21 protein-coding genes are annotated in these 26,285 nt (G+C 72.6%); 6 read left to right on the top strand and 15 right to left on the bottom strand.

The window, feature by feature from the left end:
• Window position 1: 1 nt before the first annotated feature.
• The 3 genes from JAO84_RS26190 to JAO84_RS26180 form a co-directional block, all read right to left on the bottom strand.
• The gene (locus JAO84_RS26190) at window positions 2-238 is read right to left on the bottom strand and encodes a hypothetical protein (protein WP_370415037.1); all 237 of its coding nucleotides are present in this window, start codon (window positions 236-238) and stop codon (window positions 2-4) included.
• 138 nt (window positions 239-376) lie between these two features.
• Window positions 377-2,008, bottom strand: a complete 1,632-nt coding sequence (gene pruA / locus JAO84_RS26185) for an L-glutamate gamma-semialdehyde dehydrogenase (RefSeq protein WP_370415036.1) — start codon at window positions 2,006-2,008, stop codon at window positions 377-379.
• 211 nt (window positions 2,009-2,219) lie between these two features.
• Window positions 2,220-3,146 (bottom strand): proline dehydrogenase family protein, encoded by a 927-nt coding sequence (locus tag JAO84_RS26180; RefSeq protein ID WP_370415035.1) that lies wholly within the window; start codon window positions 3,144-3,146, stop codon window positions 2,220-2,222.
• A gap of 194 nt (window positions 3,147-3,340) precedes the next feature.
• Between JAO84_RS26180 and JAO84_RS26175 the strand changes: the two genes are divergently transcribed.
• Complete coding sequence (locus JAO84_RS26175; protein WP_370415034.1) at window positions 3,341-4,579, top strand: PucR family transcriptional regulator; 1,239 nt, start codon at window positions 3,341-3,343, stop codon at window positions 4,577-4,579.
• Between the two features lie 31 nt (window positions 4,580-4,610).
• Here the strand turns inward: JAO84_RS26175 and JAO84_RS26170 are convergent, their stop codons facing one another.
• Window positions 4,611-5,303 (bottom strand): helix-turn-helix transcriptional regulator, encoded by a 693-nt coding sequence (locus JAO84_RS26170; protein WP_370415033.1) that lies wholly within the window; start codon window positions 5,301-5,303, stop codon window positions 4,611-4,613.
• 86 nt (window positions 5,304-5,389) lie between these two features.
• Here JAO84_RS26170 and JAO84_RS26165 point away from each other — a divergent pair, with 86 nt between their 5' ends.
• On the top strand, window positions 5,390-5,830 hold the full coding sequence (locus JAO84_RS26165; RefSeq protein WP_370415032.1) for a hypothetical protein: 441 nt from the start codon (window positions 5,390-5,392) through the stop codon (window positions 5,828-5,830).
• A gap of 20 nt (window positions 5,831-5,850) precedes the next feature.
• Here JAO84_RS26165 and JAO84_RS26160 read toward each other — a convergent pair whose 3' ends face one another.
• The 7 genes from JAO84_RS26160 to JAO84_RS26130 form a co-directional block, all read right to left on the bottom strand.
• Entirely contained in the window at window positions 5,851-6,423 is a 573-nt protein-coding gene (locus JAO84_RS26160; protein WP_370415031.1) for a TetR/AcrR family transcriptional regulator, read from the bottom strand.
• Between the two features lie 84 nt (window positions 6,424-6,507).
• Complete coding sequence (gene serA, locus JAO84_RS26155; RefSeq protein WP_265864703.1) at window positions 6,508-8,097, bottom strand: phosphoglycerate dehydrogenase; 1,590 nt, start codon at window positions 8,095-8,097, stop codon at window positions 6,508-6,510.
• Between the two features lie 236 nt (window positions 8,098-8,333).
• A complete protein-coding gene (ilvC, locus tag JAO84_RS26150) occupies window positions 8,334-9,335 on the bottom strand; it encodes a ketol-acid reductoisomerase (protein ID WP_265864704.1) in 1,002 nt (333 codons plus the stop codon).
• Window positions 9,336-9,513: 178 nt separating this feature from the next.
• Entirely contained in the window at window positions 9,514-10,041 is a 528-nt protein-coding gene (gene ilvN, locus JAO84_RS26145) for an acetolactate synthase small subunit (protein ID WP_116158691.1), read from the bottom strand.
• A 36-nt stretch (window positions 10,042-10,077) separates the two neighbouring features.
• On the bottom strand, window positions 10,078-11,931 hold the full coding sequence (locus JAO84_RS26140) for an acetolactate synthase large subunit (RefSeq protein WP_370415030.1): 1,854 nt from the start codon (window positions 11,929-11,931) through the stop codon (window positions 10,078-10,080).
• A 214-nt stretch (window positions 11,932-12,145) separates the two neighbouring features.
• On the bottom strand, window positions 12,146-14,881 hold the full coding sequence (locus tag JAO84_RS26135) for a putative bifunctional diguanylate cyclase/phosphodiesterase (protein ID WP_370416871.1): 2,736 nt from the start codon (window positions 14,879-14,881) through the stop codon (window positions 12,146-12,148).
• Window positions 14,882-15,557: 676 nt separating this feature from the next.
• Entirely contained in the window at window positions 15,558-16,520 is a 963-nt protein-coding gene (locus JAO84_RS26130; protein WP_370415029.1) for a 2-hydroxyacid dehydrogenase, read from the bottom strand.
• A 74-nt stretch (window positions 16,521-16,594) separates the two neighbouring features.
• Here JAO84_RS26130 and JAO84_RS26125 point away from each other — a divergent pair, with 74 nt between their 5' ends.
• From JAO84_RS26125 to JAO84_RS26115, 3 genes are all read left to right on the top strand, one after another.
• On the top strand, window positions 16,595-17,602 hold the full coding sequence (locus JAO84_RS26125; RefSeq protein WP_370415028.1) for an aldo/keto reductase: 1,008 nt from the start codon (window positions 16,595-16,597) through the stop codon (window positions 17,600-17,602).
• A 78-nt stretch (window positions 17,603-17,680) separates the two neighbouring features.
• Window positions 17,681-18,811, top strand: a complete 1,131-nt coding sequence (locus JAO84_RS26120; RefSeq protein ID WP_370415027.1) for a sorbosone dehydrogenase family protein — start codon at window positions 17,681-17,683, stop codon at window positions 18,809-18,811.
• Window positions 18,812-18,844: 33 nt separating this feature from the next.
• The gene (locus tag JAO84_RS26115) at window positions 18,845-19,012 is read left to right on the top strand and encodes a DUF6191 domain-containing protein (RefSeq protein ID WP_370416870.1); all 168 of its coding nucleotides are present in this window, start codon (window positions 18,845-18,847) and stop codon (window positions 19,010-19,012) included.
• Here JAO84_RS26115 and JAO84_RS26110 read toward each other — a convergent pair whose 3' ends face one another.
• The 4 genes from JAO84_RS26110 to JAO84_RS26095 all read right to left on the bottom strand — a co-directional run bounded on the left by JAO84_RS26110 (window position 19,013) and on the right by JAO84_RS26095 (window position 25,289).
• Window positions 19,013-22,048 (bottom strand): AAA family ATPase, encoded by a 3,036-nt coding sequence (locus tag JAO84_RS26110; protein WP_370415026.1) that lies wholly within the window; start codon window positions 22,046-22,048, stop codon window positions 19,013-19,015.
• 69 nt (window positions 22,049-22,117) lie between these two features.
• The gene (locus JAO84_RS26105; RefSeq protein WP_370415025.1) at window positions 22,118-22,279 is read right to left on the bottom strand and encodes a hypothetical protein; all 162 of its coding nucleotides are present in this window, start codon (window positions 22,277-22,279) and stop codon (window positions 22,118-22,120) included.
• Between the two features lie 183 nt (window positions 22,280-22,462).
• Window positions 22,463-23,020 (bottom strand): GNAT family N-acetyltransferase, encoded by a 558-nt coding sequence (locus tag JAO84_RS26100; RefSeq protein ID WP_370415024.1) that lies wholly within the window; start codon window positions 23,018-23,020, stop codon window positions 22,463-22,465.
• Window positions 22,998-25,289, bottom strand: coding sequence for an MMPL family transporter (locus tag JAO84_RS26095; protein WP_370415023.1), 2,292 nt, complete (start codon window positions 25,287-25,289; stop codon window positions 22,998-23,000). Before JAO84_RS26095 ends, JAO84_RS26100 begins: the two co-directional genes overlap by 23 nt.
• Before the next feature lie 219 nt (window positions 25,290-25,508).
• Between JAO84_RS26095 and JAO84_RS26090 the strand changes: the two genes are divergently transcribed.
• On the top strand, window positions 25,509-26,204 hold the full coding sequence (locus tag JAO84_RS26090) for a DUF6333 family protein (protein WP_370415022.1): 696 nt from the start codon (window positions 25,509-25,511) through the stop codon (window positions 26,202-26,204).
• The last annotated feature ends 81 nt before the right edge of the window (window positions 26,205-26,285 follow it).

Genomic DNA, 26,285 nt, shown 5'->3' with positions numbered 1-26,285 from the left:
GTCAGGCCGTAGCCCGCTCCAGCTCGTGGGTCACGCGCTCCACCCATGCGGTGAAATCCATGCGCGCGTGCGCGTCGCCCTCGCACAGGGCGGTGACCTGCGCGTGCGTGAGCCGCTCCGGTCCCGTCGCGGTGAGCAGCCGGTGCAGCTCCCGCATCACGGTCGTCAACCGCTGGGCGTCGGGGTGGTCGATCGCGTCGACCCCGTGCCCGGGGCCGAGGGTCGTCGAACCAGGCATGCCGTACCTCCTCGCAGCACCGGCCCCCTCCCCAGCAGCGTAAACCCGCCCCATGGAAACCGCCCCCGACCTCGGTTGGGGGACCAAGGAAGGGGGCGGTGTTCAGTGGCCGCTCGGGGAAGAGAGCGGCGAGGGGCGTCAGCCCATGTGCGGGTAGCCGTACTCGGTCGGCGGGACCAGCGTCTCCTTGATGGCGCGGGTCAGCGTCCAGCGCATCAGGTTCTGCGGGGCGCCGGCCTTGTCGTTCGTACCCGAGGCGCGGCCGCCGCCGAAGGGCTGCTGGCCGACGACGGCGCCGGTCGACTTGTCGTTGATGTAGAAGTTGCCGGCGGCGTAGCGCAGCTTCTCCATCGTGTACGCGGCGGCGGCGCGGTCGTTCGCGATGACCGAGCCGGTCAGGGCGTAGGCGGACACCGACTCCATCTGGGTCAGCATCTCGTCGTACTTCGCGTCGTCGTAGACGTGGATCGCGAGGATCGGGCCGAAGTACTCGGTCGTGAAGACCTCGTTCTCGGGGTCGGCGCACTCGATGACCGTCGGGCGCACGAAGTAGCCCTCGGAGTCGTCGTACGTGCCACCGGCGACGATCGTGCAGGTCTCGTCGGCCTTGGCGCGGTCGATCGCGGCCTTGTTCTTCGCGAAGGCGCGGTCGTCGATGACGGCGCCGATGAAGTTGGTGAGGTCGGTGACGTCACCCATCTTGATGCCGTCGACCTCGGCCGCGAACTCCTCCTTGAAGCCGTCGTTCCAGATGGAGGCCGGGACGTAGGCGCGGGAGGAGGCGGAGCACTTCTGGCCCTGGAACTCGAAGGAGCCGCGGGTCAGCGCGGTCTTCAGGACGGCGCGGTCGGCGCTGGGGTGCGCGACGACGAAGTCCTTGCCGCCGGTCTCGCCGACGATCCGCGGGTAGGAGCGGTACTTCTCGATGTTGGTGCCGACCGTCTTCCACAGGTGCTGGAAGGTGCGGGTGGAACCGGTGAAGTGGATGCCGGCCAGGTCGGGGTGGTTCAGGGCCACGTCCGAGACGGCGATGCCGTCGCCGGTCACCAGGTTGATGACGCCCTTCGGCAGGCCGGCCTCCTCCAGGAGCTCCATGAGGAGCACGGCGGAGTGGGTCTGGGTCGGGGACGGCTTCCAGACCACCACGTTGCCCATGAGGGCGGGGGCGGTGGGCAGGTTGCCCGCGATGGCCGTGAAGTTGAACGGCGTGATCGCGTAGACGAAGCCCTCCAGCGGGCGGTGGTCGAGCCGGTTCCACACGCCGGGGGAGTTCGCCGGCGGCTGCTCGGCGAGGATCTGGCGGGCGTAGGCGACGTTGAAGCGCCAGAAGTCGACGAGCTCGCACGGGGTGTCGATCTCGGCCTGCTGGGCGGTCTTCGACTGGCCGAGCATGGTGGAGGCGGCCAGCGTCTCGCGCCACGGGCCGGCGAGCAGCTCGGCGGCGCGCAGGATGATCGCGGCGCGGTCGTCGAAGGACATCGCGCGCCAGGCCGGGGCGGCGGCCAGGGCGGCGTCGATCGCGTCCTGGGCGTCGGCCTGGGTGGCACCGCGGAAGGTGCCGATGACGGCCTTGTGGTTGTGCGGCTGGACGACCTTGAACTCCTCGCCGCCGCCCATGCGCTTCACGCCGCCGATGGTCATCGGCAGGTCGCGCGGGTTGTCGGCCAGCTCCTTGAGCTTGGCCTCCAGGCGGGCGCGCTCGGGGGAGCCCGGGGCGTAGCCGTGCACCGGCTCGTTGACGGGAGTGGGGACCTGGGTCACAGCGTCCATGTGTCTCTTGACTCCTTCGGAGGGGTGGGAGGCCTGGGGGGTGGGGGGCTTAGGCCGTGCCATGTGGATCAGGCCGGATCAGCGAGCGGCGTCCGGTGCCGTGGATCGCAAGGCGGAGGAGGGAAGCGATGCGGAGCATCGGCGACCGACGACAACGCGGCGAGGCGCGGTATCGGACGTCGGGAGCCCGGCATGATCCACATGGCACGGCCTAACCCTTGGTGAGCATGGAGCGGACGAAGAAGAGGAGGTTGGCCGGCTTCTCCGCGAGGCGGCGCATGAAGTAGCCGTACCAGTCGGTGCCGTAGGCCGTGTAGACGCGCATCCGGTGGCCTTCGGCGGCGAGCCGGTTCTGCTCCTCGCTGCGGATGCCGTACAGCATCTGGAACTCGTACTCGTCCAGCTTGCGCCCGGCGCGCCGGGCCAGCTCCTGGGCGATCGAGATGAGGCGCGGGTCGTGCGACCCGATCATCGGGTAGCCCTCGCCGTCCATGAGGATCTTCATGATCCGGACGTACGCCTTGTCGATCTCGGCCTTGTCCTGGATCGCGACCTCGGCGGGCTCCTTGTAGGCGCCCTTCACGATCCGCACGCGCGAGCCGGCGGCGGCCAGGCGGCGGGCGTCGTCCTCGGTGCGGAAGAGGTAGGCCTGGATGACGCAGCCGGTCTGCGGGAAGTCCTTCCGCAGCTCCTCGTGGATGGCGAACATCGAGTCGAGCGTGGTGTGGTCCTCGGCGTCCAGGGTGACCGTGGTGCCGATCTCGGCGGCGGCCGCGACGACCGGGCGGACGTTCGCCAGCGCGAGCTCATGACCGTTGTCGAGCGACTGGCCGAACATCGACAGCTTGACGGACATCTCGGCGCGGGTGCCGAGGCCGAGCTCCTTGAGCCGGCCGATCAGCTCCAGGTAGGCGTCGCGGGCGGCGTACGACTGCTCGACGGTGGTGATGTCCTCACCGACGACGTCGAGGGTGACCTCCAGGCCGCGGGCGGCCAGGTCCTGCACGATCGGGACGACGTCGTTCACCGACTCGCCGGCGATGAAACGGGCCACGACCTGCTTGGTCCCGGGGGCGGCCGACACGAAACGGCGCATCTTGTCGCTGCGCGACGCGGCGAGGATCACGGGACCCAGCACGGGGGACCTCCAGAGGGCAGGGTGACGAAAGGCGCCGTACCCGAATTTTCGTAACCAAACGGGAACAGCACGAAGAACCACCGTGAAACCTAAGGATCGCTCCGATCGTCCGCCATCTACAGCTGTCACGCATCCGTGTCCGCGCTCTCAGACATCTGTCTGAAGAACTCCGGTCACGGTGCGAGAATGGCGCCGTGAAGGGCGATTACCAGGACCTGGTCGACGAGATCTCGGCGCTGCTCGGCACCCCCGCGACCCTGGAGAACCGTGACTTCGGCCTGATCGCCTTCGGCGCGCACGACAGCGAGGACGACAGCGCGATGGACCCGGTCCGCACCCGGTCGATCCTCACCAGGAAGTCCACGCCCGCGGTCCGCGCCTGGTTCGAGGGCTTCGGCATCGCCCGGGCGACCGGCCCGGTGCGCATTCCGGCCGCGCCGGACGCCGGGGTCTTCCGGGACCGGATCTGTCTGCCGGTACGCCATCGGGGTGTCGTCCTCGGGTACGTCTGGCTGCTCGACGCCGAGCCGGGTCCCTCGCACGAGCGGCTCACCGCCGCGATGGAGGTCGCGTCCCGGATCGGGGACCTGCTCGCCGACGAGGAGCGGGCGGGCGCCGACCTCTCCCGCGAGCTGCGGACCACGCTGACGGCGGAGCGCGGCTGGCAGTACGACATGGCCGTCGCCGCCCTGCGCACCGCGCTCGGCCCGGACGCGGACGGCCTGCACACCCTGGTCTGCCTGGCGCCCTGGCCCGAGGAGGACTCCCCCTCGCCGCGTACGGTGCCGGGCGCGGCGGCCCTTTGCACGGTGCCGTGGCGGGCGACGGCGGGCCCGGTCGGGGTCGGTTCACCCGAGGGCCGGGCCGCGCCGAATCCGTACGTCCCCGGCTCCGGCACCGGAACCGGCCCCAGCACCGGCCCCGGCACCGGACGCGCCCTCGCCGTGCTCGTCCGGCTGCGCTCGGCCGACAACCTCTCCCCCGCCGGCACCGCCGCCGACCGGCTGCGCGGCACGGCGGGCCCGGCCGCCGTCGCCGGGGTCGCCGCGCCCCGGCGCGGGCTCGCGGAGCTCGACGCGTCCTGGCGCGAGGCCGCCTCCGCCGCCCGGGCGGCGACCGCCCAGCCGCGGCTCGGCCCGCTCGCGGAGTGGTCGGCCATCGGCCCGTACCGGATGCTCACCGCCCTCCCGGCGGCCGAACCGGACCCGGCGGTCCGTGCGCTGCTCGCCCCGGCCCATGCCGAACTGGCCCGCACGGCCGAGGTGTTCCTCGATCACGCGGGCCAGGCGGGGCGCACGGCGACGGCCCTCGGCATCCACCGCCAGACCCTCTACTACCGGCTCTCCCGCGTCGAGCAGCTCACCGGCCTCGACCTGGACGCGGGCGAGGACCGTCTGTTGCTGCACATGGCGCTGAAGTCGGCGCGCCTGTAGGGCGGTTGAGCGCCGGGGTTGTCACGAGGTCTTACGAGGTCGGCTCCAGGCGGACGCAGCAGTGGCCCTCACCGGGCGCCAGGCACGCCTCGTACCCCTGCTCGTCGAGTCCTTCGAGGACTCCGCGCATCAGATGCAGGTTCAACCCGCAGACGGTGGCGGTGTGTTCGCGCGCGAGCGCGTGGAACGGGCAGTTGCCGAGCACGAGCGCGGTGCCGTCCGGGCCGTCGGGGCGCGGCTCGAAGCCGTACCGCTCCAGGAAGGCGAAGAGCTCGGCGCACTCCCGCTCGGCGAGCCGGGCGCCGAGGGCGTGGGCGTTGCGGTGCAGGACCTCCCGGGCGGGCTCGCCGGTGGTCTCGGACTCCTCCAGGGCCTGGGCGAGCAGCCGGCCGGCGAGTTCGTAGTGCCGCTCGGGCAGGCTGACGGCGACCTCGCGCCCGGAGCGCCGGTACAGCTTGGCGGGGCGGCCGGCGCCCGGCCCGGTCCGGCCGGAGCGGCGCTCGTAGACCACGTCGAGCAGGCCCTCGTCGGCCAGCCGGTCGAGGTGGAAGGCGGCGGTCTGCCGGGCGAGTCCGAGCGCCTCGGCTGCCTCGTCGCGGCCGACCGGATCCGGCCGGCGGACCACATGGTCGTAGAGCCGGCGCCGGGTCGGCTCGTCAAGGGCGGCTACCGCCGATACGTCATTCGAGTGCTCCACGAACACCAGTGTAAAACCCACCCCCATTGACTTAAGAGAGCGAGCGCGCTTCTATCGTTAATGAGAGTTGTCGATAGAAAAATCGGCAGCGAGAGCCATGAGAGGCGTGCGCCATGTCGTCCCCCACTGCCCCATCCACCACTCCCGGGCGGCAGCAACGCCGGGCCGCGCTCCACGACCCCGGCTACCAGGCCTTCCTCATCCTGCGCACCGGCTTCACCGTGGCGCCGATCCTGTTCGGCCTGGACAAGTTCGCCAATCTGCTCACCGACTGGCCCCAGTACCTCGCGCCCTGGATCGACGACATCGTCCCGGGCACCGCGCAGCAGGCCATGTACGCGGTGGGCGTCATCGAGATCGTCGCGGGCGTCGCCGTCGCGCTCGCCCCGCGGTTCGGCGGCTGGCTGGTGGCGGCCTGGCTGGCCGGCATCATCATCAACCTGCTGACCATCCCCGGCTACTACGACGTCGCCCTGCGCGACTTCGGCCTGCTGCTCGGCGCGGTCGCCCTGGCCCGGCTCGCGGAGCGCTACCGGGCGGACCGGGTGGAATGACCGGGCCGGTCTGACCAGCCCTACTCCCCCATCAGCACCTTGAGCCCCTCGGTCAGGTCACCGGCGGTCGGCGCGGTCTCCGGATCGACCACCCACTGGATCATCACGCCGGTCGCCAGGGCCTGCAGGAGCAGGCCGGCGACCCGGGCCTTCTCGGGGTCCGCCGCCGGGTCGATGCCGAGCATGCCCTCGGCCATGCCGAGCCGGCCCTCCCGCTGCGGCTCCTTGATCGCCTCACGGAGCTTCTCGTCGTCGTCGAGGCGGGTGACGACCTCGGTCTGCAGCTTCCAGACCGGGCGGCTCGCCTCGGCGGCGCCGATCAGGCGCTCCCAGACGGCGCGGAACCGTTCGTACGGATCGGCGGGGAGCTTGTCGGCACCCTCGGCGTCGGCCCCGCCGACCGCGTCGCCCCACTCCTCGGTGAGCGCGAGGAAGGCCTGCTGGAGCAGGGCGTCCTTGGAGCCGTAGTGGTAGCCGATGGAGGCGAGGTTGGTGCCGGAGGCGGCGACGACGTCACGGGCGGTGGTGCGCCCGTACCCCTTCTCCAGGAGGCAGCGCTTGGCGCCCTCCAGCAGATCTTCCTTGTGTCCCATGACAGCACTGTACCCGGCCACTAGACGCCCGTGTAAGACGGATGTCTAGCGGCCGGGTACGGGTGTATCCACCGGTCAGACGGGTCAGACCAGGTTGACCGAGCGGGCCGAGGCCGCGCCGATCTCCTCCGCGATCTCCGCGAGGACCGGCGCCGGGACGGTCTCGTCGACGGTGAGCACGACGAGCGCCTCGCCGCCCTCCACGGTCCGGGAGACCTGCATGCCGGCGATGTTCAGACCGGCCTCGCCCAGGATCCTGCCGACCGTGCCGACGACGCCCGGACGGTCCTCGTAGCGCAGCACCGCCATGTGGTCGGCGAGCGCCAGGTCCACGTCGTAGTCGCCGACCGCGACGATCTTCTGCAGGTGCTTCGGGCCCGCGAGGGTGCCGGAGACCGAGATCTCCTGGCCGTTCGAGAGCGTGCCGCGCACGGTGACCATGTTGCGGTGGTCGGGCGACTCGGAGCTCGTGGTCAGACGCACCTCGACACCGCGCTCCTGCGCGAACAGCGGGGCGTTGACGTACGACACGGTCTCGTCGACCACGTCCTCGAACACGCCCTTGAGCGCGGAGAGTTCGAGCACCTTCACATCGTGCTGGGTGATCTCGCCGTAGACCTCGACGTCAAGGCGCGAGGCGACCTCGCCGGCCAGGGCGGTGAAGATCCGGCCGAGCTTCTCGGCCAGCGGCAGACCCGGCTTCACGTCCTCGGCGATGACGCCGCCCTGGACGTTGACCGCGTCCGGGACCAGCTCGCCGGCGAGCGCCAGGCGCACCGAGCGGGCGACCGCGATGCCCGCCTTCTCCTGGGCCTCGTCCGTGGAGGCGCCGAGGTGCGGGGTGCAGACGACCTGGTCGAGCTCGAAGAGCGGGGAGTCCGTGCAGGGCTCCTTCGCGTACACGTCGAGGCCCGCGCCGGCGACCCGGCCCTCCTTGAGCGCCGAGTACAGCGCCGCCTCGTCCACGATCCCGCCGCGCGCGGCGTTGACGATCCGGACCGAGGGCTTGACCTTGTGCAGCGCCTCGTCGCCGATGAGACCGAGGGTCTCCGGGGTCTTCGGCAGGTGGACGGTGATGAAGTCGGCGACCTCGAGCAGCTCGTCCAGGGACAGCAGCTTCACGCCCATCTGGGCGGCGCGGGCCGGCTGCACGTAGGGGTCGTAGGCGACGATCTTCATGCCGAACGCGGACATGCGCTGGGCGACCAGGACGCCGATGCGGCCGAGGCCGACGACGCCGAGGGTCTTCTCGCTGAGCTCGACGCCGGTGTACTTCGAGCGCTTCCACTCGCCGTTCTTCAGCGCGGTGTTGGCCTGCGGGATGTTGCGCGCGGTGGCGACGAGCAGACCGCAGGCGAGCTCGGCGGCGGTGACGATGTTGGAGGTCGGGGCGTTCACGACCATCACGCCGGCCTTGGTGGCGGCGGAGACGTCCACGTTGTCCAGGCCGACACCGGCGCGGGCGACCACGCGCAGCTTCTTGGCGGCGGCGATGGCCTCCGCGTCGACCTTGGTCGCGGAGCGGATCAGGATGGCGTCGACGTCGGCGATCGCGGGGAGCAGCTCCGCGCGGTCGGCGCCGTTGCACTGCCGGATCTCGAAGTCCGGGCCCAGTGCGTCCACGGTGGCGGGCGACAGCTCTTCAGCGATGAGTACGACGGGTTTCGAGCTCACGTTGAGTCCTCACAGAGACGGTGCGGACGGCCGTCCCGACGGCCGCAGCGGTGGAGGGGGCTTGCCGCGTGAAAGCGCACGACGCTGTGGGCCAGACGCGATGTTGTTGAGCAGTGTAGTGGTGCGGTGGCGCGGTTCCTGCGCCTCGTTGGAAGGATCACCCTTCCGTGGTTGGACGGGGTGTCCAACGATGTGGCCCGGGTGCGGACACTGTGTCCGGACCCGGGCCCAGAGGCTTACGCCTCCTCGTCGTTCACCCAGCTCATGAGCTTGCGCAGCTCCTTGCCGGTGGTCTCCAGGAGGTGCTTCTCGTCCTGGGTCTTGTACTCGTTGTACTTCTTCAGACCGCCGTGGTACTCGTCCATCCAGTTCTTGGCGAAGGTGCCGTCCTGGATCTCGGTGAGGACCTTCTTCATCTCGGCCTTGGTGTCGGCCGTGATGATGCGCGGGCCGGTGACGTAGTCGCCCCACTCGGCGGTCTCGGAGACGGACCAGCGCATCTTCTCCAGGCCGCCCTCGTACATGAGGTCGACGATGAGCTTCAGCTCGTGGAGGCACTCGAAGTAGGCGATCTCCGGCTGGTAGCCGGCCTCGACCAGGGTCTCGAAGCCCGCCTTGACGAGCGCGGAGGCGCCGCCGCAGAGCACGGCCTGCTCGCCGAAGAGGTCGGTCTCGGTCTCCTCGGTGAAGGTGGTCTTGATGACACCGGCACGGGTGCCGCCGATGGCCTTGGCGTACGACAGGGCCAGGGCGAAGGCGTTGCCCGTGGCGTCCTGCTCGACGGCGGCGATCGCCGGAACGCCGCGGCCCTCCTCGTACTGACGGCGGACCAGGTGGCCCGGGCCCTTCGGGGCGACCAGGGCGACGTCCACGCCGGCCGGGGGCTTGATGAAGCCGAAGCGGACGTTGAAGCCGTGGGCGAAGAAGAGGGCGTCGCCGTCGTTCAGGTGCGGGGCGATGGACTCCTCGTAGACCTTGGCCTGGATCGGGTCCGGGATCAGGATCATGATCACGTCGGCCTCGGCGGCCGCCTCGGCGGGCGTGACCACGCGCAGGCCCTGCTCCTCGGCCTTGGCCTTGGACTTGGAGCCCTCGTGCAGACCGACGCGGACGTCGACACCCGAGTCACGGAGCGACAGCGCGTGGGCGTGGCCCTGGCTGCCGTAACCGATCACCGCGACCTTGCGGCCCTGGATGATCGAGAGGTCGGCGTCGGCGTCGTAGAACAGCTCGGCCACTGGAAATCTCCTTGAGGTGCTGGTGTTGCGTCCCACCGTACGGCGGGGTGCGGGAGGAAGGTTGTCGGGTCTCGCCAGGCGGACCGCCGGCCGGACCGGCGGTCGACCCCTGGTGACGTGCGGTGTATCAGAAGCTGCGGTGCATCAGACGCTGCGGTGGATCAGGCGCTGCGGTGTATCAGGCGCTGCGGTCGAGGGCGCGCAGCGAGCGGTCCGTGATGGACCGGGCCCCGCGCCCTATGGCGATCGTGCCGGACTGGACGAGCTCCTTGATGCCGAACTGCTCCAGCATCTTGAGCATCGCCTCCAGCTTGTCACTCGAACCGGTGGCCTCGATGGTGACCGCCTCGGGCGAGACGTCCACGGTCTTGGCGCGGAACAGCTGGACGATCTCGACGATCTGGGAGCGGGTCTCGTTGTCGGCGCGGACCTTCACCAGGACGAGCTCGCGCTGGATCGCGGCGCTGGGCTCGAGTTCGACGATCTTCAGGACGTTGACCAGCTTGTTGAGCTGCTTGGTCACCTGCTCCAGGGGCAGGTCCTCGACACCGACCACGATGGTGATGCGGGAGATGTCGGGGTGCTCGGTGACACCGACCGCGAGCGAGTCGATGTTGAAGCCGCGGCGGGAGAACAGGGCGGCGATCCGGGCGAGGATGCCGGGCGTGTTCTCGACCAGGACGGAGAGCGTGTGCTTCGTGGACATGATGGGGGTCTCCTGTTCGCGCTTTCGCTCTTCGCCTCAGTCGTCTTCGCCGTCGCCGAAGTCGGGGCGGACGCCCCGGGCGGCCATGACCTCGTCGTTCGAGGTGCCGGCGGCGACCATCGGCCAGACCTGCGCGTCCTCGTGGACGATGAAGTCGATCACGACCGGGCGGTCGTTGATGGCGTTGGCCTCGGCGATGACCTTGTCCAGGTCGGCCGGGTCCTCACAGCGCAGGGCGACACAGCCCATGGCCTCGGACAGCTTCACGAAGTCCGGGACGCGGGTGCCCTTGGCCTCCGGGTTGATGTCCTCCGGGCCGGAGTGCAGGACCGTGTTGGAGTAGCGCTGGTTGTAGAAGAGGGTCTGCCACTGACGGACCATGCCGAGGGCACCGTTGTTGATGATGGCGACCTTGATCGGGATGTTGTTCAGGGCGCAGGTGGTGAGCTCCTGATTGGTCATCTGGAAGCAGCCGTCGCCGTCGACCGCCCAGACCGTGCGGTCCGGCATGCCGGCCTTGGCGCCCATGGCGGCCGGGACCGCGTAGCCCATCGTTCCGGCGCCGCCGGAGTTGAGCCAGGTCGCGGGCTGCTCGTAGTCGATGAAGTGGGCGGCCCACATCTGGTGCTGGCCGACGCCGGCGGCGAAGATCGTGCCCTCGGGGGCGAGCTTGCCGATCCGCTCGATGACCTGCTGCGGCGAGAGGCTGCCGTCCTCCGGCAGGTCGTAGCCGAGCGGGTAGGTCTCGCGCCAGCGGTTCAGGTCGCTCCACCAGGCGGTGTAGTCGCCCTTGTGGCCGTCGCTGTGCTCGGCCTGGACGGCCTGGACCAGGTCGGCGATGACCTCGCGGGCGTCGCCGACGATCGGGACGTCGGCGGTGCGGTTCTTGCCGATCTCCGCCGGGTCGATGTCGGCGTGGACGATCTTGGCGTACGGGGCGAAGCTGTCCAGCTTGCCGGTGACGCGGTCGTCGAAGCGGGCGCCGAGGGCGACGATCAGGTCGGCCTTCTGCAGCGCGGTGACGGCGGTGACCGCACCGTGCATGCCGGGCATTCCCACGTGCAGCGGGTGGCTGTCGGGGAACGCGCCCAGGGCCATCAGGGTGGTGGTGACCGGGGCGCCGGTGAGCTCCGCGAGGACCTTCAGCTCGGCGGTGGCGCCGGCCTTCAGGACGCCGCCGCCGACGTACAGGACGGGCCGCTTGGCGGCGGTGATCAGCTTGGCGGCCTCGCGGATCTGCTTGGCGTGCGGCTTGGTCACCGGGCGGTAGCCGGGCAGCTCGGTCTGCGGCGGCCAGCTGAAGGTGGTCTTCGCCTGGAGGGCGTCCTTGGCGATGTCGACCAGGACCGGGCCGGGGCGGCCGGTGGCGGCGATGTGGAAGGCCTCGGCGATGGTCCGCGGGATGTCCTCGGCCCGGGTGACCAGGAAGTTGTGCTTGGTGATCGGCATCGTGATGCCGCAGATGTCCGCCTCCTGGAAGGCGTCGGTGCCGATCGCCTTGGAGGAGACCTGGCCGGTGATCGCGACGAGCGGGACGGAGTCCATGTGGGCGTCGGCGATCGGGGTGACCAGGTTGGTCGCACCGGGGCCCGAGGTCGCCATGCAGACGCCGACCTTGCCGGTGGCCTGCGCGTAACCGGTGGCGGCGTGGCCCGCGCCCTGCTCGTGGCGGACCAGGATGTGGCGGACCCGCTTCGAGTCCATCATCGGGTCGTACGCCGGGAGAATCGCGCCGCCCGGAATGCCGAAGACGGTGTCGGCGCCCACTTCCTCGAGAGAGCGGATGAGGGACTGCGCACCCGTGACGTGCTCGACGGTGGTGGCGGGCTGTGCGCCGCTACGGGTCCGCGGCTGCGGATGGTGCCCGGTGGCCTGCTCGGTCATCAGCATTCTCTTCTCGAAGCAGAGGTTTTTGCGAGGGTTTGGTACGACTTCGGGGTGATCCGGTGCAACAAAAAACCCCCCGTGCCGATAGGCAAGCGAGGGGAGCGCGTCGGGTGCGTTTCAGGCGGGCCTTCCTTGGCCTGCCTCAGCCGACGCGCTGTCCAAGTACGAGAATTCGGGTGCGCATGGCACTGACCCTCCCCCCGACGCACTGTCACTGTCAAGTAGGTGGGACAGGCGTCTCATCATGTGAGCGGGTGGGCGGCCGGTTTCCGGCGCTGACCGCGACCGCTCCGGGCAGCGGATACTCGTCCCGCACCAGCGCCCGGCGCAGCCGGTACTCGTCCAGCGGGCCGGAGAACGCCATGCCCTGGCCGTGGGTGCAGCCCATGGAGCGCAGCGCCAGCACCTGCTCGGGCATGTCCACGCCGTCGGCGACGGACTGCATCCCGAGGTCGCCGGCGATGCGGAGCAGCCCGCTGGTGATCTTGCGCAGTCTGGCCGATTCCACGATGCCCTCGACCAGGCCGCGGTCCAGCTTCAGTATGTCGACCGGAAGCCGCCGCAGGGCGTTGATCGCGGCATGTCCGCTGCCGAATCCGTCGAGGGCGATCTTGACGCCGAGCCGGCGCAGGGCGGCCAGGCGCTGCTCCAGCTCGTCGAAGGAGACCCGGGGGTCCCGGGGGTCGCTGTCGGCGAGCTCGACGATCAGCGAGCCGGAGGGCAGCCCGTGCCGGGTGAGCAGCGACTCGACGGAGCCCAGCGGCAGCGAGCGGTCGAGCAGCCGGCGGGCGGAGAGCCGCACGGTGACCGGGGCGCGATGGCCGATTCCGGCCCGCTCGGCGGCCTGCTCGACGGCCTCCTCCAAGAGCCAGCGGCCGAGCTCGGCGGTGCGCTCGCCGTCCTCGGCGACCCGCAGGAACTCGGCCGGCGTGAAGAGGATGCCCTGCGCGGAGCGCCAGCGGGCCTGGGCGGCGACGGCGGCGATCCGGCCGGTGCTCAGGTCGACCACGGGCTGGTGGAGCAGGGCGAACTCGCCGTCGTGCAGCGCGGTGCGCAGCCGGGCGGCGAGCTCGGTGCGGCGCACCACCTCGGCCTGCATCTGCGGGGCGTAGAGCTCTACCCGGTCCTTGCCGGCGGCCTTGGCCCGGTACATGGCGAGGTCGGCGTTGCGCAGCAGGTCGCCCGCGCCGATGCCGGGCTCGGCGAAGGCGACGCCGATGGAGGCGGCGACCCGCACCTCGTGGGCGGCGCCGTCCACCCGGTACGGCTGGGAGAGCGTGACCCGCAGCCGGTCGGCGATCTCGGCCACCCGGCACTCGCGGTCGGCCCGGTCGCGGTTGCCGTCGCCGAGGATGAGCGCGGCGAACTCGTCGCCGCCGAGCCGGGCGGCGGTGTCCCCGGCCCGCACGGACTCGTGGAGCCGGCGGGCGGCCTGGACGAGGAGTTCGTCGCCGGCCTGGTGGCCGAGCCGGTCGTTGACCGCCTTGAAGCCGTCGAGGTCGATGAAGAGCACCGCGGTGCCGATGTCGGTGGCGCGGCGGCCACTGAGCGCGCCGCGCACCCGCTCGGTGAACAGCGCCCGGTTGGGCAGGTCGGTGAGCGGGTCGTGCTCGGCGTTGTGCCGCAACTGGGCCTGGAGCCGGACCCGTTCGGTGACGTCGCGGCTGTTGAAGATCAGCCCGCCCTGGTGCCGGTTGACGGTGGACTCGACGTTGAGCCAGTCGCCGCGACCGGAGCGGAAGCGGCACTCGATCCGGGTGGTGGGCTCCTCGGAGGGCGGGGCGGCCAGGAAGCGGCGCACCTCGTGGACGACGCCGCCGAGGTCCTCGGGGTGGATGAGGGAGGCCAGCTCGGAGCCGATCAGCTCCTCGGCCTCTCGCCCGTACACCCCGGCGGCGGCCGGGCTGACGTAGCGCAGTATGCCGGTCGGCGCGGCGATCATGATGACGTCGCTCGAGCCCTGCACGAGGGACCTGAAGTGGTTCTCCTTCTGGGCCAGTTCGTGGGTGAGGGCGATGTTGTCGAGCAGCATGATGCCCTGCCGGACGACGAGGGCGAGCACGACCGTGCACCCGGTGAGGACGACGACGCGGTCGACGCTGCGGCCCTCGACGACGTTGTACAGGATGCTCAGGGTGCAGACTGCGGCCGCGAGGTACGGCGTGAGCGCGGCGAGCGAGCCGGCGAGCGGGCGGCTGTGCGGGTGCCGGACGCGGGCCGCGGCGGGCCCGGGGTCGACGTGCCGGCGCACCCCCCAGGGGGCGTACGCGAGCAGCAGGGAGCCCGCGAACCAGCCGGCGTCGAGGAGCTGACCGGAGCTGTAGTGCTCGCGCAGGAGCGGCGAGGTGAACAGCGCGTCGCACAGCACGGTGAGGGCGAGCGCGGCGATGGCGGTGTGGACGGCCGAGCGGTTGATGTGGGAGCGCCGGAAGTGCAGCGCGAGCACCATGCTGACGAGCACGATGTCGAGCAGCGGGTACGCGAGGGAGAGCGCCGCGCGGGCGACGCTCTCGCCCGGCACGTACGCGGTGTGCGCGAGGGCGAGGCTCCACGACAGGGTGAGCAGGGAGCCGCCGATCAGCCAGGAGTCGAGGCCGAGGCAGACCCAGCCGGCCCGGGTGACGGGCTTCTTGGCGAGGACGAGCAGGCCGACGATGGCGGGCGGGGCGAAGAGCAGGAAGCAGAGGTCTGCGGAGGAGGGGCTGGGCACCGCGCGGCGGAGCACGACCTCGTACCACCCCCAGACGGCGTTCCCGGTGGCGGCCATGAAGGACGAGAAGGCGAAGAGGTACCAGGCGGGGCGGAAGGCGCGGCGGCGGCCCCGGGCGTAGAGGAAGCAGGAGACGGCGGCGGCGAGCGCGGCGGCGCTCAGCCCGAAGTCGCCCATGACGAGGGCGAGTTCCGCGGAGCCCCAGCCGACCGCGGCGCCGGTGGCATAGCCGCCGCAGAGCAGGCCGAGGCCGAGCTGCGCGAGCGCCCCGCCCGCGCCGGGGCGGGGCCGCCCGGGCCGCCGGCCGCGTCCGGGGGCGGGTGCTCCGGGGCCGGAGCCGGCGCCGGAGCCGGGTCCGGCGGTGCCGCCGACGCCCGCGCCGACGGGCGCGGGTGCGGCGAGGGCCGCGGTGCTCACCGGTCCCTCCGGGATCTCGCCGGGGTGCGGCTGCGCCGGCTGCGCCGTGAGGGCGTCGGCGGGGCCTTCGGAACGCGGTACGGCGTGGCTTCCGCAGCCGCCGGACGGCTCGCCGAGCTCCTCGCAGCGGGTGCCGGCCGCGCGCGGCGCGGGCACGGCGACGGTGCCGCGGCCGTCCGCGGCGGGTCCGGGTCCGGGGGCGCGGGCGGGCTGGTCCGGCACCGGCCGGTCCGGCAGGGCGGCTGCGCGACGCGGGGCGACCGGCGGCGGCACCGTCGCGTCGGATCGTCGGTCGCTCGGCCGTGCTCCACCCGTCGCCCCCCTCGGAATCTGATGTCCCGTCACTTCGCTCCCCAGCGTCTGCCCGTTCTCGACGCAGTCCCCCGCTCCGGGACCATACACCAGGATCGTCACTCAGGGACAGGGGTGCAGTACTCTCCGTGACGGTCAGGGGGCTTGTGAGGAGCGCGTTCGGGGGGGCGCACGCCCCCGGGGAGCCGGCTCAGGTGGTGAGGACCACGTTGGCCAGGTCCTCGCCCGCGACGAAGCGGGTCAGCTGGGCCGCGATCAGGCGCTTGGCGCGCGGCATGAACGCCGAGGTGGAGCCGCCCACATGGGGGCTCACGAGCACACCGGGAGCGTGCCACAGGGGGTGCCCGGCCGGCAGCGGTTCCGGATCGGTGACATCGAGTGCCGCGCGGATCCGGCCGCTCTCGGCCTCCTTCAGGAGCGCGGCGGTGTCCACCACCGGACCGCGCGCCACGTTGACGAGCAGGGCGCCGTCCTTCATCCGGGCCAGGAAGTCCGCGCCGGCCAGCTGCCGGGTCTCCGGGGTGAGCGGGGTGGACAGCACCACCACGTCGGCCTGCGGCAGTTGCGCGGCCAGTTCGGTCATCGGCAGCACCGGCCCGCGCGCGGTGGTGCGCGCCGAGCGCGCGACGCGGACGATCCGCGCGCACTCGAAGGGCGCGAGCCGGTCCTCGATGGCGGCGCCGATCGATCCGTACCCGACGATCAGCACCGACTTGTCGGCGAGCGCCGGATAGAACCCGGCCCGCCACTCCTCCGCGTCCTGACCACGCACGAAGCCCGGGATGCCGCGCAGCGAGGCGAGGATCAGGGCCAGGGTCAGCTCGGCGGTGCTGGCCTCGTGCACGCCCCGCGCATTGCACAGGCGCACGCCGGAGCGCAGCGCCCCGATGCCGGGCGTGACGTGGTCGACCCCGGCGGACAGGGTCTGCACGACGCGCACCGAGCTCATCCCGGCGAGCGGCCGGACGGCGATCTCCTCGCCCTTCATGTAGGGCACGACATAGAAGGCGCAGCGGGCGGGATCGGCCGGAAAGTCCGGCCCGCCGTCCCAGAAACGGTAGTTCAGGCCCGACGCGCCCGGCGCGGGCAGGCCGTCGATCTCGTCCGCGGGAATCGGAAGCCACACGTCAGCGGCGGTGTCATCGAGTGTCATGACCGGGAGGCTATGCGATGAATCCCGCGCGCCATTGGTTACTTTGGGGGCTGCACAGGGAGGGGTTGCGGCAGGTGGAGCGCAGGACGATCGGGGCGGCGGCGCTCGGAGTGGGTGCGGTGGGCCTCGGGTGCATGCCGATGAACTGGGCGTACAGCTCCTCCCGGCAGCGGGGCGACCGGTCCCTGCGTACGGTGCACGCGGCCCTGGACGCCGGGGTGAGCCTGCTCGACACCGCCGACATGTACGGGCCGTTCACCAACGAGCTGCTGCTCGGGCGGGTGCTGAAGGAGCGCCGGGCGGACGTGTTCGTGTCGACGAAGTGCGGTCTCCTTGTGGGCGACGGGCATGTGGTGGCCAACGGGCGGCCCGGTTATGTGCGCCGGGCCTGTGATGCCTCGCTGCGGCGGCTGCAGACCGATGTGATCGACCTCTACCAGCTGCACCGGGCCGATCCCGAGGTGCCGGTGGAGGAGACCTGGGGCGCGATGGCCGATCTCGTGCGGGCCGGAAAGGTGCGGGCGCTCGGGCTGTGCGCGGTGGGTGCCCGGACCCGGTTCTTCCGGCGGCCGGTGACGGGCGGCGGCTTTGACGGAACGATCCGGCAGCTTGAGCGGATCCAGCAGGTGTTCCCGGTGAGCGCGGTCGAGGCGGAGCTGTCGGTGTGGTCCCCGGAGGCCCTGGAACGGCTGCTGCCGTGGTGCGCGGCGCGGGGCGTGGGCTTTCTGGCCGCGATGCCGCTGGGCAGCGGCTTCCTCACCGGCACGCTGACGCCCGGCGGCGGTTTCGAGGCGGACGATCCGCGCGCCCGGCACCCGCGCTTCACGGCCGAGATGATGGCCGCGAACCAGCCGCTGGTGGCGGGCCTGCGCCGGGTCGCGGCCCGGCACGGCGCGGAGGTCACCCCGGCGCAGGTCGCGCTGGCCTGGGCGCTCGCCCAGGGCCCGCACGTCGTCCCGATCCCGGGCACCAAGCACGAGCGGTGGGCGGTCGAGAACGCCCGCGCGGCCGGCCTCGTCCTCGACGCCGCCGACCTGACGGAGATCGCGGCGCTTCCGGCGGCCCGGGGGTCGTGGGACTGAGCCGCGTCCGGGCCCTTGTCGGTCCGGCGGTGTATCAAGGAAGGAGCCGCCGGAAGCAGCCGCCGAAGGGACCGGGTCATGAGCCGAGGCCGAGTCGTCAGCAGGACACTGACGGGCGGCGCGGTCGCGCTGCTCCTGGCCACCGGGTGCTCCTCCACCCCGTCCTCCGGCCCGTCCTCCGCCCCGCCCGCCAGCCCGCCGCCCGCGTCCACCGCGCCGCCGACGACGAGCCCGGCGGCACCCGTACGGGTCGCCGGGACGCTGACCGAGGGGCTGAAGTCGCCGTGGGGGCTCGCCGAGCTGCCCGGCGGGGATCTGCTGGTGTCGTCGCGGGACGAGCGGACGGTGACCCGGATCGACGGGCGGACGGGCCGGCAGACGCCGGTCGGCGAGGTGCCGGGGGTCGTGCCGGGCGGGGAGGGCGGGCTGCTCGGGCTCGCCGTGCGGGACGGCTGGGTGTACGCGTATCTGACCGCCGAGTCGGACAACCGGATCGTCCGGATGCGGTACGGCGGGGGCGCGGGCGACCGGCTCGGGGCGCCGGAGCCGGTGCTCACCGGTCTCCCCAAGGGCTTCATCCACAACGGCGGGCGGATCGCGTTCGGCCCGGACGGGATGCTGTACGCGGGGACCGGCGAGACCGGGCGGACCGGGCTCGCCCAGGACAAGGGCTCGCTCGGCGGGAAGATCCTGCGGATGACCCCGGAGGGCCGCCCGGCGCCCGGCAACCCCTTCCCGGGCTCCCTGGTGTACTCGTACGGCCACCGCAACGTCCAGGGCCTCGCCTGGGACGCCGACGGACGCCTCTGGGCATCGGAATTCGGCCAGAACACCTGGGACGAGCTGAACCTGATCCGGCCCGGCCGGAACTACGGCTGGCCGGTGGTGGAGGGCATCGCCGGGCGGGCCGGCTACACCGACCCGGTGGCCCAGTGGCCCACCTCGGAGGCCTCGCCGAGCGGCATCGCGTACGCCCGGGGCGCGATCTGGATGGCCGGGCTGCGCGGCGAGCGCCTGTGGCGCATTCCGCTCTCCGGCGCGGAACGATCCGGGGAGCCGGTGGCGTTCCTGAAGGGTGAGTACGGACGGCTGCGCACGGTCCAGGCGACCGCGGGCGGCACCCGGCTCTGGCTGGTGACCAGCGAGACCGACACCCGGGGCACCCCGGGACCCGGCGACGACCGGATCCTGCGCCTGGAGGTCGGCTAGCACCTCGTGAGGGAGGCGGAGCACGTGTTCAACATGATGGAAGAGCTGTTCGCACCGGGCCGCAAGCACACCGACGACGAGCGGCAGCGGCTCGCGCTGACCCGGGAGGACCTGGGCGACGGCGACCCGTACCGGGGGCCGATAGACCTGTCCTCGGGGAAGGTGACCATACGGCTGCCCCGCCCCGCCGACGGCGACTGATCAGGCCGGTGCGTCGAGCAGCCGCAGCCGGTGTGCGAGCGCGGCCGCCTCGCCGCGCCCCGCGACGCCCAGTTTGGCGAGGATGTTGGAGACGTGGACGCTCGCCGTCTTCGGCGAGATGAAGAGCTCCTCGGCGATCTGGCGGTTGGTGCGCCCGGCGGCGACGAGGCGCAGGACGTCCTGTTCGCGCGGGGTGAGGCCGAAGGCGTCGCCCTCCTCCGGCTCCGGCTGCCGCGGGGCGTCCGGGGCGGCGGAGAGCGGGGCGAGGCGGGCCCGGGCGGCGAGCAGTTCGACGTCCTCGCGCAGCGGCTGCGCCCCGAGGCGTACGGCGGTGGTGTGGGCGGCGTGGAGCAGGGCGGCGGCCTCCTCGCGCCGGCCGCCCTCGGCGAGCAGCGCGTCGGCGTGGCGATGCCGGGCCCGGGCCAGCTCGTAGGGGCGGTCGAGGGGCTCGAAGGCGGCGACGACCTCGGCCCAGCGCTCGGCGGTGGCCCGGTCCTCGGCGCGGGCGAGTTCGGCGGAGACCTGGTGGGCGTACGCCTGCCAGACGGGCGCCGGGGCGGCGAGGCTCCGGACGCAGCGGCGTATCAGGTCGAGCGCGGCGGCGCGGCCCGCGTCGGCGGCGGGCAGGCCGCGGGCGTCGGCCTCGGCGGTGACGGCGGTGAGGACGAGCGGCCAGCCGTAGCGGTGGGTGCCGGGCGGGAAGCCGGCCTCGGCCGCGGCGGCGAGGCCGGTGCGGACGTCGGCGAGGCGGCCCTCGGCGGCGGCGATCTGAAGGGCCACGTGGGCGGTCGGCAGGGTGTACTGCGGGATGGGGTCGCGGCTGCCGTAGCGGGCGGAGGACTCGGCGAGCCGGCCGGCGGCGGTGCCGGGATCGCCGCGCTCGACGGCGAGCCGGGCGAGGAGCAGCAGGGCGGTGCCGCCGGGCTTGGTGTCGGCCGCGCCGCCGCGCAGCAGCAGTTCGCACTCCTCCTGGGCGCGGTCCCACTCGCCGAGGGAGTACAGCGACTCCGCGAGGTTGGCGCGAACCCAGCCGGCGCTGTCGACGAGGCCGTGGGCGCGGGCGGAGGCGATGCCGTCGGTGGCGATGTCGACGGCCTCCCGGGAGCGGCCGAGGCCCTCCAGGCCGGAGGAGATGTTGACGTAGGTGCGCGAGGCCTCGTGGAACTGGCCGAGGGCCAGGGTCCGTCGGCGTACCTCGTGGAGCTGGGCGAGTCCGGCGTCGGGGTCGCCCGCGGCCGTCATGAGGGAGCCGAGGGTGCCGAGGGCGGAGAGTTCGGTGGCCTCGGCCTTGACCAACCGGGCGTATTCGACGGCGCGTTCGGCGTCTGCGAAGGCCCCGGGGCCGGGGTTGCGGAGCATGCCCCAGCCGGCCGCGATGCCCAGGACGACGGCGTGCACGGCGGACGGCGGCAGGCCGCGGACGAGTTCCTGCGCGCGGGCGATCTCGGCCCAGCCGTCGCCGCGGGCCAGGTTGGACTGGAGGCGGGCGCGTTCGACGTAGAACCAGGCGGCGCGCAGCGGGTCGTGTTCCTCGTCGCTGTCGAGGATGCGGAGCGCGGTGCGGCCGATCTTGAGGGCCCGTTCGCGTTCGCCGGAGAGGCGGGCGGCGAAGGCGGCCTCGGCGAGCAGGTCGAGATGGCGGAGCGGGGTCTCGGGGTCGCGGGAGCAGGCAGGGTAGGACTCGGCGTAGTCGAGGGGGCGCAGGGCGGCGCGGACCGCGTCGGGGACCTCGTCCCAGAGTTCCATGGCCCGTTCGAGGAGCCGGAGTTGTTCGGCGTAGGCGTAGCGCTTGCGGGCCTCGACGGAGGCGCGCAGGACGGCGGGCAGGGCGCGGGCGGCGTCGCGGGCGTGGTACCAGTACGTGGCGAGCCGGGTGGCGCGTTCGTCGGCGCGGACCAGCGCGGGGTCGGCCTCCAGGGCTTCGGCGTAGCGCCGGTGCAGCCGGGAGCGTTCGCCGGGCAGCAGGTCGTCGCTGACGGCCTCGCGGACCAGGGAGTGGCGGAAACGGTAGCCGTCGCCTTCGGGGGCGGCGAGCAGGATGTTGGCGCCGACGGCGAGGCGCAGGGCCTCGATGAGGGTGTCCTCGGGCAGTCCGGAGACGGCGGCAAGCAGGTCGAACTCGACGGTGGAGCCGCCTTCGGCGGCGATCCGGACGACCCGCTGGGCGGCCTCGGGCAGGGCTTCGACGCGGACCAGGAGCAGGTCGCGCAGGGAGTCGCTGAGGGCGGTGGCGGCGCAGCCGGACTCGTGGGAGGCGACGAGTTCCTCGACGAAGAAGGCGTTGCCGTCGGAGCGTTCGAAGACCTGGTCGAGGAGGGCGGGGTCGGGTTCGGCGGCGAGGATGCCGGTGAGCTGGCGGTGCACCTCGGCACGGGTGAAGCGGGCGAGTTCGATGCGGCGGACGGAGCGCAGCCGGTCGAGTTCGGCGAGCAGCGGGCGCAGCGGGTGGCGGCGGTGGATGTCGTCGGCGCGGTAGGTGGCGACGACGGTGATCCGGCCGTGGGCGAGGGTGCGGAAGAGGTAGGCGAGCAGGTGCCGGGTGGAGGTGTCGGCCCAGTGCAGGTCCTCCAGGACGAGGGCGACGGTGCGGTCGGCGGCGAGGCCTTCGAGGAGCCGTACGGTGAGCTCGAAGAGGCGGGCGGTGGCCTCCTCGGCGGCGGGTTCGTGGCCGGTGGGGTCGCCGAGTTCGGGGAGCAGCCGGGCGAGTTCGCCCTCCTGGCCGGCGGCGGCCGCGGCGAACTCCTCGGGGAGTTCCCGGCGCAGCGCGCGCAGGGCGGTGGAGAAGGGGGCGAAGGGCAGTCCGTCGGCGCCGATCTCGACGCAGCCGCCGAGCGCGACGACGGCGCCGGCGGCGCGGGCCCGGGCGGTGAACTCCTCGACGAGGCGGGTCTTGCCGACCCCGGCCTCGCCGCCGAGGAGGAGCGCCTGGGGCTCTCCCGCGGCCGCGCGGGAGAGCGCCTCGGTGAGGGCGGTGAGTTCGCCGGCCCGGCCGACGAAGACGGGGCTGACTGACCTGGTCTCCACGGCGCCGAGCATCGCACAGGCGTCCGCGGGTGTGCTCGTACGGGTGTCACGCGGCGTATCCGAGCCGTGCGGCATTCCGGGTCACGCGGCCCGGACGAAGCGCTGCCGGTCGGTATTCACCCGCCCCTCGGGTTCCTGGCGCCGGCTGCGGGCGGCCTCGCGGGCCTCCCGGGCGAGGCGCTGGGCGGCGGCCCGGGCGACGAGCTCGGCGTGGCGGACCTGGTGGAGTTCGTACGCGTACATGGTGTGCTCCCTGGGGTTCGGGGCCGGTCGGTCCCGGTGTCGGTATCGCTTCCTGCGATGCCTCTACTGTCGTTTCCCAGGGGGTGCGGCCACATCGGGAGAGTGCCGCATGTTCGGCGTACGGGGGTCCTTAGATGCGCCCCAGGGGGCCTTAGGCGCGCCCCGGCCCGGCCTCAGGCGACCTCAGGCCTCCTTCGCGGCCCGCCACTCCGGGGCGAGCACCGACCAGATCTCGGTGTCGTTGCGCTTGCCGCGGTAGGGGTAGTTCTCGCGGAGCACGCCTTCCTTCGTCATGCCGAGGCGGCGGGCGACGGCGATGCTGGGCGTGTTCGCGGGCGAGACCTGCCATTCGACGCGGTGGATGCCGCGCCGCTCGATCGCCCAGTCGATGATGGCCCGGCAGGCGCGGGTGACCAGGCCCCGGCCCGCGTACCCGGGCTCGATCCAGCAGCCGGCCTCGGCCGTCCCGCCCGTCGCGTCGAAGTGGACGAAGAGGACGCCGCCGACGAGGAGGCCGTCGACCCGGATGCCGTAGAGGTAGCCGGCGTCGCGGGCGGCCCGGTCGGCGTAGCGGGTGAGGTGGGCGCGGGCGGTGTCGAGGTCGGTGACGATGTCCGGGAGGCCGACGTGCGCGCCGATGAAGTCACGGCCGCGGTCGATGTGGGCGAGGAACTCGTCCGCCTGCCAGGGGGCCAGCGGGGTGAGCTCGGCGCCGTCGTCACCCAGTGGTATCGCGAACATCTTCGGTCGTCTCCTCCGCCTGCGTCGCCGTGAGCACCCGCTGTGCGGGTATCCGCGCGGGCTCCGGGGCCTCCAGGGTCTCCAGGGCCTCGGTGGCGATCTTCGCACGGGCGTCGGCGGCCACGCGGCACTCCGGCGGCTCGATGCTGATCCGCGGCAGCCGGCGGTCCAGCCAGCGGGGCAGCCACCAGTTGGCGCCGCCGAGCATGTGCATGAGGGCGGGGACGAGGAGGGTGCGCAGGACGAAGGCGTCGAGGGCGACGGCGGCGGCGAGCGCGATGCCGAACATCGCGATGACCCGGTCGCCGGAGAGGACGAAGGCGAGGAAGACGGAGATCATGATGACCGCCGCCGAGTTGATCACCCGGCTGGTCTCGGCGAGGCCGACCCGGACCGCGCGCCGGTTGTCGCCGGTCTCCAGCCACTCCTCGTACATCCGGCTGACCAGGAAGACCTGGTAGTCCATGGAGAGGCCGAAGAGCACCGAGACCATGATCACGGGCAGGAAGGGTTCGATGGGCCCGGCGCTGCCGAGGCCGAGCAGCTCGGTGCCCCAGCCCCACTGGAAGATCGCGACGACCACGCCGAAGGCGCCGGCGACGGCCATGACGTTCATCAGGGCGGCCTTGAGCGGGATGCCGATCGAGCGGAAGGCGAGCAGCAGCAGGACGCAGCCGAGCGCGATGACCACGCCGACGAAGAGCGGCAGCTTGCCGACGATGATCTCGGCGAAGTCGTCGAAGGAGGCGGTGACGCCGCCGACGTGGACCTGGAGCGAGCTGCCGTCCTCGGCGGCCGGCAGGACGTCGTGGCGGAGCCGGTCGACCAGCTCGCTGGTGGCCTTCGACTGGGGCGAGGAGTCGGGGACGACGGTGAGGACGGCGGTGTCGCCGGGGCCGTTGTACGTGATCGGGGAGACCGACTCGACGCCCTTGGTGTGCGCGAGGCGGGCCGGCAGCGCGTCGAGGGCGACCCGGTCGTCGGCGCCGTCGAGCTCGGCGACGAGGGTGAGCGGCCCGTTCGTACCGGGTCCGAAGCCCTCGGCGATCAGGTCGTAGGCCTTGCGGGTGGTGGCGGTGGCCGCGTTGTTGCCCTGGTCGGAGCTGCCCAGGTGGAGGGCGAAGGTGGGCAGGGCGAGGACGAGCATGACGACGGCGGCGACCGCGCCGAGCAGCTTGGGGTGGCGCTCGACGAAGGCGGACCAGCGGGCGGCGAAGCCGGTGGGGAGCTCGGGCTGGGGGCCGTGCTCGGCGAGCTGCCGGCGTTCCTTGCGGCTCAGCGCGCGCATGCCGATGAGGGAGAGCAGCGCGGGCAGCAGGGTGACGGAGGCGGCGACGGTGAGGACGACGGTGAGCGAGGCGGCGATGGCGACGCCGTTGAGGAAGCCGAGCCGGAGGATGAGCATGCCGAGCAGGGCGATGCAGACGGTGGCGCCGGCGAAGACCACGGCGCGGCCGGTGGTGGCGACGGCTATCCGGGCGGCCTCGGCCACCGGCAGGCCGCGTTTGAGGCCCTTGCGGTGGCGGGTCACGATGAACAGCGCGTAGTCGATGCCGACGCCGAGGCCGATCAGCATGCCCAGCATGGGCGCGAAGTCGGCGACCGTCATCAGATGGCCGAGGAGCACGATCCCGGAGTAGGCGATGCCGACGCTGACCAGGGCGGTCGCGATGGGGAGCACGGCGGCGGCGAGGGAGCCGAAGGCGAGGAAGAGGACGACGGCGGCGACGGCCACGCCGACGATCTCGGCGGTGTGACCGCCGGTGGAGACGGTGGCGCCGACGGCGGCGCCGCCGAGCTCGACCTGGACGCCGTCGGTGGCGGCGGCCTTCGCGGTGTCGACGAGGGCCTGGGCCTCGCTCTTCGGGATGTCGTCGGCCTGCGCGTCGAAGGTGACGGCGGCGTAGGCGGTGCGCCCGTCCTCGCTGATCTGGCCGGGGGCGGAGCCGTACGGGGAGGCGACGGAGGCGATGCCGGGGAGGTCCTCGACCTTGTGGAGCATGGCGGTCATCCGCTGTTCCACGTCGGGGGCGCGGACGCTGCCGCGGTCGGTGTGCCAGACGATGGTGTCGCTGTCGCCGCCGGCGCCGTGGAAGCCGCGGTCGAGGAGGGCGGTGGCCCGGCCCGACTCGGTGCCGGGCACCTCGTAGTCGTTGGAGTACGCGCTTCCGGCGAGCGCCGCTCCGGTGACGGCGCCGCCGAGGGCGACGAGCCAGAGCAGAACGGCGACGAGGCGGTGCTTCACGCACCACCGGGCGATGGCTGCCAACGAAGGTTCTCCCCTGGGTGGGTCAGTGCTCCGCCCACTGTCGCAGCCAATCGTGATCGTTTGCCCGTTTCGTGGCGATCCTCACAGGGATGTCGGAAAGGGATAAGGAACCGGGGCAATCCGATCCCTCGCCCCTTATGGAGAGCGCGCGAAGTGCCCGGCACGGGGAGAGCGCGAAGTGCACGACCGGCGGCCGGCGAACGGCTTACGGTGGCGTCCATGACGGACAGCACCGCGGTGGACAAGTGGGGCCACTACGAACTGACTCTGATCTTTCCGCCGTTCACCCGAGAGGCGCCCGAGACGGCGCCGCCGAACGACCCCGGGCGGGCCCGCCGCGTCGCCGAGTCGCTCGGCACCGTCGCCGAGGTCCTGGAGGAGCTGCCCTCGCGCGCCCTGGACGAGCTGCCGCGGCCGGAGACCCGGGCGGGCCTCGACCTCGTCGCCGTCGGCTGCTGGGGCGGGACCGTCCTGGTCGTCGACCCGGCCCTGGCCGGTGACGCGGTGGTCGCCGCGATGGCCGAGGAGATCGGCCGGCAGCGGGCGCTGCACCCGGAGGCCCGGATCGCCGGCTCCGTACTGCTCGACGCGGGGCAGGCGTACGAGGAGCATCTGATCGATCTGCCGGGCGGCCCGGCGCTGCGGGTCGGCGGCTGGGACGACGAGGAGGCCTGGGAGCCGGACGGCGACCCGGCGGAGCTGCTGCGCGCGGTCGGCATCGACCCCGCCGACCACGGCGACGCCGACGTCGACCTCGACGAGGAGCCGCGCCTGGCCGACTGGGACGCGTACGTGCTGCTCGCCCTCGGCCGGCAGCTCACCGACGGCGACCGTTCCCGGCTGCGGCCTTCGCTGTTCCGCGTACGGCGCACCGAGCGGGCCGCGGCGAACCTCACCGACGTGTGGTTCGGCTGATCTTCGCCGCCCCAACTTCCCACAGAAACTTCACAGTTGCGGCTCTGCAATGTTCGCGTCAACGCGCCGACGCGTCCTAGG

It is taken from the genome of Streptomyces fradiae (genome assembly GCF_041270065.1).
Taxonomy (GTDB): domain Bacteria; phylum Actinomycetota; class Actinomycetes; order Streptomycetales; family Streptomycetaceae; genus Streptomyces.
The sequence above is the reverse complement of the archived record's forward strand: the minus strand, read 5'-3'. Positions and strand labels throughout refer to the sequence as shown.